Source organism: Streptomyces sp. NPDC057136 (genome assembly GCF_042670885.1).
Taxonomy (GTDB): Bacteria; Actinomycetota; Actinomycetes; order Streptomycetales; family Streptomycetaceae; genus Streptomyces.
In genome coordinates, this window is record NZ_JBHUUV010000042.1 from 42,536 (window position 1) to 52,518 (window position 9,983).

Consider the following 9,983-nt stretch of genomic DNA (forward strand, 5'->3'; position numbering starts at 1 on the left):
ACGGGACGGAAGGGACGTACCCATGACCACGAAGGCGTACATCGTCGGAGTCGGGATGACGAAGTTCGAGAAGCCGGAGACCCGCGACTGGCAGTACTGGGACATGGCGAAGGAAGCCGGCACCAAGGCACTCGACGACGCGGGCATCCGGTACGAACAGGTCGAGCAGGTCCCTGTCGGCTACTGCTTCCAGCCCTCCACCGCGGGGCAGCGCGCCGTCTACGAACTCGGACTGACCGGTGTGCCCGTCTACAACGTCAACAACAACTGCGCCACCGGCTCCACCGCGTTCATGATGGCCCGCCAGTTCGTCGAGGGCGGCATCGCCGACTGCGTACTCGCCCTCGGCTTCGAGAAGATGACACGCGGCTCGCTCGGCGGCGGGGGAGCCGACGGCGGCGCGGCGGACTTCTCGACCTCGCCCGTCGCCCGGCACTACGGCATCATGGCCGCCGCCCACGGCTTCGAGATGTCCCCGCCCACCGCCCAGATCTTCGGCAACGCGGCACGCGAACACATGGAGCGGTACGGGACGACGGAGGCCCAGCTCGCGGCGGTCGGAGCCAAGAACCACCGGCACTCGGTGAACAATCCCTACGCCCAGTTCCAGGACCCGTACACCGTCGACGAGATCCTGGCCGCCAGAACCGTCCACCGGCCCCTGACCAAACTCCAGTGCTCACCCACATCGGACGGCTCGGCCGCCGTCGTCGTCGTATCGGAGCGCTTCGTCGAGCGGCACGGGCTGTGGCACAAGGCCGTCGAGATCGCCGCGCAGGCCATGACCACCGACACCGGCGACTCCTTCGCCTCGGGCACCTGCATCGACGCCGTCGGCGCGCCCATGTCCCGGGCCGCGGCCCAGCAGGTCTACGCGGCCTCCGGGCTCTCGGCCGAGGACCTCGACGTCATCGAACTGCACGACTGCTTCTCCATCAACGAACTCCTCACCTACGAGGCGCTCGGCCTGTGCGGGGAGGGCGAGTCCGGCAAGCTCATCGAGTCCGGGGCCACCACGTACGGGGGCCGATGGGTCGTCAACCCTTCCGGCGGCCTGATCTCCAAGGGCCACCCCCTGGGCGCCACCGGCATCGCGCAGGCCGTCGAACTGACCTGGCAGCTCCGGGGCGAGGCCGGCCCCCGCCAGGTACCCGGCGCACGCACCGGGCTCGCCCACAACATCGGACTGGGCGGCGCAGCCGTCGTCACGGTCCTACGTCGCTAGGGCCTGTCCGGCGGATCATGGCCGGGGTCACGGTGTCTGGCACGGCACCTCGCCGCGTTGCCGAAGCGTCCGCATAGCTCCTTCCCCAAGCTCTCAACTTCGTTCGAGCAGGGGAGACCCCACCTGAGGACGCTTCGGCGCCTTGCGATGCACCGCACCAGACACCGCGCCCTATCCGACCCTGATCCGCCGGACAGGCCCTAGACCGAGTCCTGGTCGGGCCCCCAAACCGATGTACGGACCACCGGCCGCCTGAGACCATGACACCCATGGCTGACGTCTCAACACCCACGCGCATACCCGCCCGGAGAACCGCCAGCACGTGGGCCGTGGTGCTCGCAGCCTGCACCGGCCAGTTCCTCGTCGTCCTCGACGTGTCCGTCGTCAACGTCGCCCTGCCGTCCATGCGCACCGACCTGGCGCTGAGCGCCGCCGCGCTCCAGTGGGTCGTCAATGCCTACGCGATCGCGTTCGCCGGATTCATGCTCCTCGGCGGACGGGCGGCGGACATATACGGCCGCAAGCGCATGTTCCTCATAGGGCTCGGCGTGTTCACCGCCGCCTCCCTGGCCGGTGGACTCGCCCAGGAGGGCTGGCAGTTGCTGGCCGCCCGCGCCGCCCAGGGCCTCGGCGCCGCCGTGCTGTCCCCGGCCACCCTCACGATCCTCACCGCCGCCGTTCCCGAGGGCCCCGCCAGGACCAGGGCGATCGGCACCTGGATGGCGGTCGGCGCGGGCGGCGGCGCGGCGGGCGGGCTGATCGGCGGGGTGCTCACCAATGCCCTCTCCTGGCGTTGGGTCCTGCTGATCAACGTGCCCATCGGCGCGCTCGTCCTCATCGGCGCCGCGCTCCGGCTCGCGGAGGGCCGCGCGGGCGACCGGCGCCGCGTCGACCTGCCCGGCGCGGTCCTCGTCACCTTGGGCCTCGCCACGGTCGCGTACGGCATCGTGCAGACCGAGGCCGAGGGGTGGACCGCCGCGGCCACCCTCGTACCCCTGCTCTCGGGGCTGGCGCTGCTCGCCGTGTTCGTCCTGGTCGAGGCACGGACGGCGGCGCCGCTGATGCCCCTGCGGGTACTCGGCGTACGGGCGGTGTCGTCGGCCAACGTGGCGATGCTGCTGATGGGGTCCGCGACGTTCTCCATGTGGTACTTCGTCACCATGTACGCGCAGAACGTGCTCGGGTACAGCCCGCTCCAGGCCGGACTCGCCCTGATGCCCACGTCCGCCGCCGTCATCATCGCCTCGAAACTCGCCCCCCGGCTCATGGTCCGCACGGGCGCGAAGAGTCTGGCGGTGATCGGGGTCCTGATCACGGCAGCGGGCTTCGCCTGGCAGTCGACGATGGGCATCGACGGCTCCTACCTCACCGCGATCTGTCTCCCCGGCATCCTGATGATGGGCGGAGCGGGCCTCGCCTCCACCCCACTGGCCACCCTCGCCACATCGGGAGCCGAACCCGGGGACGCCGGACTCGTCTCGGGACTGGTCAACACCTCGCGCACGATGGGCGGCGCGCTGGGCCTGGCCGTACTGTCCACCGTCGCCGCGGCCCGCACCGGCGGCTCCGGCACGGCGACCGAGATCACGGCCGGCTACGCCCTGTCCTTCCGGGCCGCCTGCGCGGTGCTGCTCGCCGGGGCGGTGCTCATGCTGCTCTGGCTTCCCAGACACCGGACTCCGGCCCCGAAGCGCTGACACGCCATCCCTCAGAGCCACCCCTGCTGCCGCGCCGCCCGCATCGCCTCCATGCGGTTGCGGGTACCGGTCTTGCCGATCGCGGACGACAGGTAGTTACGGACGGTCGACTCGGACAGCCGCAGCTTCATCGCGATGTCCGCGACCGTCGCGCCGTCCACGGACGCGTTCAGCGCATCGCGCTCGCGCGCCGTGAGCGGGCTGGGCCCCGCACCGAGTGCGGCTGCCGCGAGCGCCGGATCGATCACGGTCTCGCCGCGCAGCACCTTCCGGATCGCCTGGGCGAGCTCCTCGACCGGCCCGTCCTTGACCAGAAAGCCGGCAGCACCGGCCTCCATGGCACGACGCAGATAACCGGGACGCCCAAAGGTCGTGAGGATCAACACCCGGCAGTCGGGCACCTCGTCCCGCAACAACGCGGCGGCATCCAGCCCGCTCATCCCCGGCATCTCGATGTCCAACAACGCCACATCGGGCCGCGCCAACAGAGCCGCCCCCACGATCTCGTCCCCGGCCCCGACCTGCGCGACGACCTCGATGTCCTCCTCCATGCCCAGCAACAGCGCGAGGGCGCCCCGCATCATGCCCTGGTCCTCGGCGAGAAGAACTCGTACAGACCGCGTGGGGCGGTGATCCTGCGGCATCTCGTTCACGGGGACAGGTTAGGCCCGGAAGGCTGTTGTGAGGGGAGGCATCGGCTCCGGGTTCTGCGCCACCCGTGCGCGCACTCGAAGATGTGAATCCCACTCGCGGAACTCTGACTCCTGGAGACCAGTGAACGACACTCAGCTTGGTGACGACGGCAGTCGGCAGCGGGACCGCAGGGTGGACCAGCCGATGAGGGGAAGCCCGGCCGCGCTCCTCGCCCGGACTTGTGAACACTGCGGTCGACTCGCCACCGAGAGCTCCGATCATGCGAGGGCTCCCAGCTCCGCGGACTCCGCCGTCTCCGGCACCGGGAGTTCGGCGGTCAGCCGGAATCCGCCGTGTTCCAGCGGGCCCGCTTCCAGTGAGCCGCCCGCCGCCGCGAGGCGCTCCGTGAGGCCCTTGAGGCCGGTTCCGGTGCGGGCTTTTGGCTCCTGGCCGGTGGGCGTGGCGTGTCCGTTGTCGGTGATCTTCAGGCGGACGCGTTCCGTGGAGCCCTCCACCTCGATCTCGCAGCGGGACGCGCCGCTGTGCCGTACGGCGTTGGTGACCGACTCCCGTACCACCCAGCCCAGCAGCGCCTCGCTCTGTGCGGTGAGCGGTGGTCCCGACTGGCGTACGACGGGGTCGATCCCGGCGGCGGAGAGCGCCGAGCGGGCCCGGTCCAGTTCGGTGGCCAGGCTGCCCTCGCGGTAGCCGGTGACGGCCTCGCGGATTTCGGTGAGGGCCTGGCGGCCGACCGATTCGATGTCGGAGACCTGTGCCAGCGCCGCGGCCATGTCGCGCGGGGCGAGCCGGCGCGCGGCCTCGGACTTGACGACGATCACCGACAGGGTGTGGCCCAGCAGGTCGTGCAGATCGCGGGAGAAGCGCAGGCGCTCTCGCTCCACCGCCGTGCGCGCCAACTCCTCCCGCGTTTCCCGAAGTTCCTTGACGGTCTCCGAGAGCGCGAGGATCGCCGCCGTCACCATCGCGGAGATGAACGTCCCGTACGCGACATTGATGGCGCCCCAGCCGTCCCGGAGCCCCGCGATCAGTCCGGCCAGTGCGCTCAGGCCGAGGACGACCGGGCCGAGGTATCTGCCGCGCATGATCGAGCCGGTGGCGAGGCCGAGCAGCATGAAGAAGAGCAGCCAGCTGCCGCCGTATGCGAGGGCGAGTGCGCAGGTGACCGCGCCCAGGGCGGCCAGGGCCCAGCGGGTGCGGGGAGCCTCCCGTGCCCGCTTGTCGAAGGCTCTGAACACCACATAGATATAGAGGGAGTTGAAGGTGATGATACCGATCCCGCCCACCCAGGGGTTGGGGGTTTTGCCCTGGAGGAGGTTGGAGAAGGCGCCCATTCCCATCAGCAGCCACGGGAGGAGGGCGAAGCCGTTGGGCGGCCCCAGATGCTCGGGCCTCTTCCCGGTGCGCTTCTCCATCTTCCGGCACGTCTTCGTCCTCTTCGCCCGGAAGTCGGCCTTCCACGCGGCGTACTGCTTGCTCATCACCGGCATCGTCCCTCCCGTTACGCGGTCCGCGCGGCCCTGCGGTACGAGGCCACAGCGTACGAGCCGAAGATCACGAGCCAGCCGGTGAGGACGGCGAGCGTGGCCGGGCCGGGCGCCGAGCCCTCCGTCACCGCCCAGCCGAGCTCCGCGAAGCGGTTGGCCGGGGTGTATGCGGCCACGGAGGCCAGCCACCCGGGGAACAGTTCCAGGGGGAACCAGAGGCCGCCGATGACCGAGAGTCCCATCAGGCCGACCGTGTTCGCCACGCCCATGGTCTGGGGGCTCAGCCGGTAGCCGTTGCCGAGCCCGAGCAGGGTGAAGGGGAGCGCCCCGGCCCACAGCAGGAGCGTCAGCGCCGCCCACTGCCAGGCCTCCAGCCGTACGCCGTTGATCAGCGCGCCCGCGGCGAGCACCGCGACGATCCCGGGCAGTACGGTCACCGAGCCGCTGACGGCCCGTCCCGTCACCACCCGGGAGGGGGCGAGCGGGGTGACGCGCAGCTGCCGCAGCCAGCCGATCGACCTGTCGATGGAGACCCCGATGCCGGCGCTCATGGCGGAACCGAGCGCACCGTACGCGGCCATGCCGACCATGGCGGTGACCCGCCACGGCGCGGACTCCTCGTCGCCCGTCCCGATGTTGGTGAAGAGCAGATACATCACCACCGGCATCCCGATACCGAAGATCACGAACATTGTGTCGCGCAGCGTGCGCCGCATTTCGAGCTTGATGTACTCCAGCATCAGACCGTCTCGCCTTCATGAGTGCTCTCGTGTGCGGTGAGGGAGAGGAAGGCGTCCTCCAGGCTCGCGGGGGAGACCTCCAGCCGTCGGAGCGCGCCGCGCGCGACCAGGGCCGTGATCGTGGCGTCCGAATCGTCGCTGCGCAGCCGCGCACGGTCCCCGCGGATCTCGATGGACGTGACGCCGGGCAGCTGGGCGAGCCCCTCCGTACCGCTTCCCGCGAGGTCGAAGGCGACCAGGCTGCTGCCGGCCGACTGCTTGATGTGTTCGCCGCTGCCGTCCGCGACGATCCGGCCCTCGTCGAGCACGACGATGCGGTCGGCGTTCTCGTCGGCCTCCGTCAGGTAATGCGTCGAGAAGAGCACGGTGTTGCCCCGTGCGGCGTACGCGCGCATCGACCCCCAGAACGCCCGCCTTGCCTCCACGTCGAGGGCGGCGGTCGGCTCGTCGAGGACCAGCAGCTCGGGGTTGCCCGCCAGCGCCACGGCGAAGCGCACACGCTGGGTCTGGCCGCCGGAAAGCTTGTCGACGCGTCGCCCGGCGAACGCGGTCAGCCCGGCCAGCGCCAACGCCTCGGCGACCGGCATCGGCCGCGGATAAGTGGAGGCGACGAACGCGATCAGCTCCCGCACGGTGACCCGGGGGACCCCCGAGCCGTCCTGGAGCATCGCCCCGACCCGCCCGGCCCGCACCGCCCGCTCGGGGGTGTCACCGAAGAGCCGCACCTGTCCGGCGTCGGGCTCGTTCAGGCCGAGGAGGAGGCCGATGGTGGACGACTTGCCGGCGCCGTTCCGGCCGAGCAGGGCGACGGTCTCGCCGCGCCGCACGGCGAGGTCGATGCCGGCCACGGCCCGTACGGTCCCGTAGTTCTTGACCGCCCCGTCGAAGCTCACCGCGGGTGCGAAGTCGGGTGTCTGCGTCATGCCGATGACGTTACGGAGGAGGCGGCCCCCCCGGCAGATGCGGATGTACGGACTCGGCGGTGACAAATGTACTGGCCCGCTCACACTCGTATCTGACGTGGCGTCAGTGGTATTCACAACTGCTGGGGCTTGCGTTATACATAAGGCCATCGGCCCTAGAACACGTTCTAGAAGAAGTCCGGGCCGGTCCGCACGCGACCTCGGTGCGGCCGACGGTGCGGACGGCCGTGCCGGGGTCTCTCCGCCAGAAGGACCAACCATCAAGGAGCAGAATTCCCATGCCCATTGATGCCGTGAAGGCGGTCGCCGCCGAACCCAGGACCGCCGAGATCCGCTGGGACCACAAGGACATCCAGCTCTACCACCTCGGCCTCGGTGCGGGCACCCCCGCCACCGACCCCGGCGAGCTGCGCTACACCCTGGAGTCCCGGCTGCACGTGCTGCCCACCTTCGCCACCGTCGCGGGTGCGGGAAAAGGTGTCACCAGCGTGGTCTCCCTGCCGGGCATCGACATCGAACTCGCCGCCCTCCTGCACGGCGCCCAGTCCGTACGCGTGCACCGGCCGATCCCGGTACAGGGACGCGCCGTACAGACCTCGAAGGTCGCCGCGGTGTACGACAAGGGCACGGCGGCCGTCATCGTGCTGCGTACCGAGGCGGCGGACGACGACGGCCCCCTGTGGACCAACGAGGCCCAGATCTTCGTACGCGGCGAAGGCGGCTTCGGCGGTGAACGCGGCCCCTCCACGAAGTTCGCCCTGCCGGCCGTGGCCCCCAACCACACGGTGGAGCGGCATGTCCGCGAGGACCAGGCGCTGTTGTACCGGCTCTCCGGGGACTGGAACCCGCTCCACGCCGACCCCGGCTTCGCCGCGCGGGCCGGTTTCGACCGGCCGATCCTGCACGGGCTGTGCACCTACGGCATGACGCTCAAGGCCGTCACCGACACGGTGCTCGGCGGAGACGTCTCCAGGATTCGCGCGTGCAGCACCCGCTTCGCCGGAGTCGCGTTCCCCGGCGAAACCCTCCGTGTCGACATATGGACCGGAGGTGCGGGCGCCCGGGTGACGGTGAGCGCCGTCGAACGGGACGGCGCACCGGTCCTCGACAGCACGCTCGTCGAATACTCCTGAACCACTCCACGAGGGGAGCCGCACCATGCGCGCAGCCGTACTGCACGAGATAGGCCAGGACAAGCTGGAAGTCCTCGACGACGTCGAGGCGGTGGGCTTCGGTCCCGGCAAGGTCAAGCTCCGTATCCGGGCCACCGGACTCTGCCACTCCGACGTCTCCGCGATGAGCGGAGTGCTGCCGCAGCCCGCCCCCTTCATCCCCGGACACGAGGGCGCGGGCGAGGTCATCGACATCGGAGACGGGGTGACCGGGCTCGCCCAGGGGGACCGCGTCCTGGTCTGCTGGCTGCCCGCCTGCGGCGGCTGTCCGTCGTGCAGGCGAGGACAGACCCACCTCTGCCTCGCCGGTTTCATGAACGCGGGCACCCCCAACTTCAAGCGCCCCGGCGGTGACGTCTTCGGCTTCGCGGGGACCGGCACCTTTACCGAGGAGGTCGTCGTCGGCGCGGGCTGCGCGGTGCCGATCCCCGACGACGTGCCCTTCGACATCGCCGCACTGATCGGCTGCGGCGTCACCACGGGGCTCGGTGCCGCCATCAACACCGCGCAGGTCGAGGCCGGTTCGTCGGTCGCCGTGATCGGCTGCGGAGGCGTCGGCATCTCCACGATCCAGGGCGCGCGGGTCCAGGGCGCCGCCCAGATCATCGCCGTGGACCCCGTCGCCTCCCGCCGCGAGGCGGCGCTGCGGTTCGGTGCGACCGAGGCGGTGTCACCGGACGAACTCGCCGACGCGAAACAGCGGATCACCGGCGGCGAGGGCTTCGACTACGTCTTCGAGGTCGTCGGAAAGTCGGTGACGGCCCGCACGGCGTACGAGAACACCCGGCGCGGCGGCACGCTCTGCATCGTCGGCGCGGGCGCGATGGACGACAACTTCCAGGTCAACATGTTCGAGCTGTTCTTCGACGAGAAGCGGATTCTGCCCTCCATGTACGGGGGAGGGGACGTGCTCCGGTCCTACGAGCGGGCCATCGCCCTGTGGCGTGCGGGCCGTATCGACCTCGACTCGATGATCACCCACCGGGTGCGGCTCGACGGCATCAACGATGCCCTGGACCAGATGAGGACCGGCGAGTCGCTGCGTACCTGCATCGAGCTCTGACCTCCCCGCCGATCTACCGAGAAGGACGTTGAGGACTGCGATGTCACACCCCCTTCCCCTGGACGGGCTCACCGCGATCGTCACCGGCGCCGGCCGCGGCCTCGGACGCGCCGAGGCACTCGAACTGGCGAGGCTCGGCGCGGCCGTCGTCGTCAACGACTACGGGCAGCCGGGCCGCGACGGCTCGGGCGAGGCGTCGGCCGCCCCCGCCGAGGAGGTCGCCGCGGAGATCCGGGCGGCGGGCGGCCGGGCGGTCGCGCATCTCGGCGACGTCTCCGACCACGAGCAGGCCCGTGTGCTGGTCGAACTGGCCGTGACCACCTACGGAAAGCTCGACATCCTCGTCAACAACGCGGGCATCCTGCGTGACCGGATGATCTTCTCGATGACCGAGGACGAGTGGGACTCCGTCATCAGGGTCCACCTCAAGGGCCACTTCAACACCACGCACTTCGCCGCATCCCACTGGCGTGCCCGCTCCAAGGAAGCCGGCGGTCCCGTCTACGGGCGGATCGTCAACACCTCGTCCGAGGCGTTCCTCGCGGGCTCGGCCGGCCAGCCGAACTACGCGGCGGCCAAGGGCGGCATCGTCGGCCTCACCACCTCCACCGCCCAGGCCCTGGCCCGCTACGGCGTCACCGCCAACGCCATTTGTCCGCGCGCCCGCACGCGGATGACGGAGGACGTTTTCGCCGGCTTCCAGGAACCGGCCGACGGCAGTCTCGACGCCCTGGCCCCCGAACATGTCTCCCCGCTCGTCGGCTACTTGGCGTCCCCGGCGGCGGAAAAGGTCAACGGCCAGCTGTTCGTTGTCCACGGCGGCATGGTCGCGATCGTCGAACGGCCCAGGGTGGCGGTCAAGTTCGACTCGGCGAAGGAGACGTTCACCTTCGTCGAACTGGACGGGCTGATCACTCCGTACTACGAGGACAGGCCGCCGAACGAGACCTTCGCCGCGGTGGAAGTCCTTGGCCTGAAGCGGGATTAGACAGGAACGAGGGAGGGCCGCCACAGCCGTTCGGCTG

General features: G+C 70.3%; 9 protein-coding genes. 5 read left to right on the forward strand and 4 right to left on the reverse strand.

Annotated elements, in window-relative coordinates; genetic code table 11:
• Positions 1-22: 22 nt before the first annotated feature.
• Positions 23-1,225 carry a lipid-transfer protein gene (locus ACFT7S_RS33275; RefSeq protein WP_382738431.1) on the forward strand — a complete coding sequence of 401 codons (1,203 nt, stop codon included), beginning with the start codon at positions 23-25 and terminating at the stop codon, positions 1,223-1,225.
• Between the two features lie 260 nt (positions 1,226-1,485).
• Positions 1,486-2,922: an MFS transporter gene (locus tag ACFT7S_RS33280; RefSeq protein WP_382738434.1), complete on the forward strand. Its 1,437-nt coding sequence runs from the start codon at positions 1,486-1,488 to the stop codon at positions 2,920-2,922.
• Positions 2,923-2,933: 11 nt separating this feature from the next.
• On the opposite strand, the gene ACFT7S_RS33285 is transcribed toward ACFT7S_RS33280, so the two are convergent.
• The 4 genes from ACFT7S_RS33285 to ACFT7S_RS33300 all read right to left on the reverse strand — a co-directional run bounded on the left by ACFT7S_RS33285 (position 2,934) and on the right by ACFT7S_RS33300 (position 6,723).
• Positions 2,934-3,566: a response regulator gene (locus tag ACFT7S_RS33285; protein ID WP_382738464.1), complete on the reverse strand. Its 633-nt coding sequence runs from the start codon at positions 3,564-3,566 to the stop codon at positions 2,934-2,936.
• Between the two features lie 267 nt (positions 3,567-3,833).
• Complete coding sequence (locus ACFT7S_RS33290; protein WP_382738437.1) at positions 3,834-5,054, reverse strand: histidine kinase; 1,221 nt, start codon at positions 5,052-5,054, stop codon at positions 3,834-3,836.
• A gap of 20 nt (positions 5,055-5,074) precedes the next feature.
• Positions 5,075-5,800 carry an ABC transporter permease gene (locus ACFT7S_RS33295; RefSeq protein WP_382738440.1) on the reverse strand — a complete coding sequence of 242 codons (726 nt, stop codon included), beginning with the start codon at positions 5,798-5,800 and terminating at the stop codon, positions 5,075-5,077.
• A complete protein-coding gene (locus ACFT7S_RS33300) occupies positions 5,800-6,723 on the reverse strand; it encodes an ABC transporter ATP-binding protein (protein ID WP_382738443.1) in 924 nt (307 codons plus the stop codon). The genes ACFT7S_RS33295 and ACFT7S_RS33300 overlap by 1 nt, the downstream gene beginning before the upstream one ends.
• Positions 6,724-7,001: 278 nt before the next feature.
• Between ACFT7S_RS33300 and ACFT7S_RS33305 the strand changes: the two genes are divergently transcribed.
• The 3 genes from ACFT7S_RS33305 to ACFT7S_RS33315 are packed head-to-tail and all read left to right on the forward strand — an operon-like array spanning position 7,002 to position 9,946.
• Positions 7,002-7,856, forward strand: coding sequence for a MaoC/PaaZ C-terminal domain-containing protein (locus tag ACFT7S_RS33305; RefSeq protein ID WP_382738446.1), 855 nt, complete (start codon positions 7,002-7,004; stop codon positions 7,854-7,856).
• Between the two features lie 25 nt (positions 7,857-7,881).
• Positions 7,882-8,958, forward strand: a complete 1,077-nt coding sequence (locus ACFT7S_RS33310; RefSeq protein ID WP_382738449.1) for a Zn-dependent alcohol dehydrogenase — start codon at positions 7,882-7,884, stop codon at positions 8,956-8,958.
• Between the two features lie 40 nt (positions 8,959-8,998).
• A complete protein-coding gene (locus ACFT7S_RS33315; protein WP_382738452.1) occupies positions 8,999-9,946 on the forward strand; it encodes a 3-oxoacyl-ACP reductase in 948 nt (315 codons plus the stop codon).
• Positions 9,947-9,983: the final 37 nt, after the last annotated feature.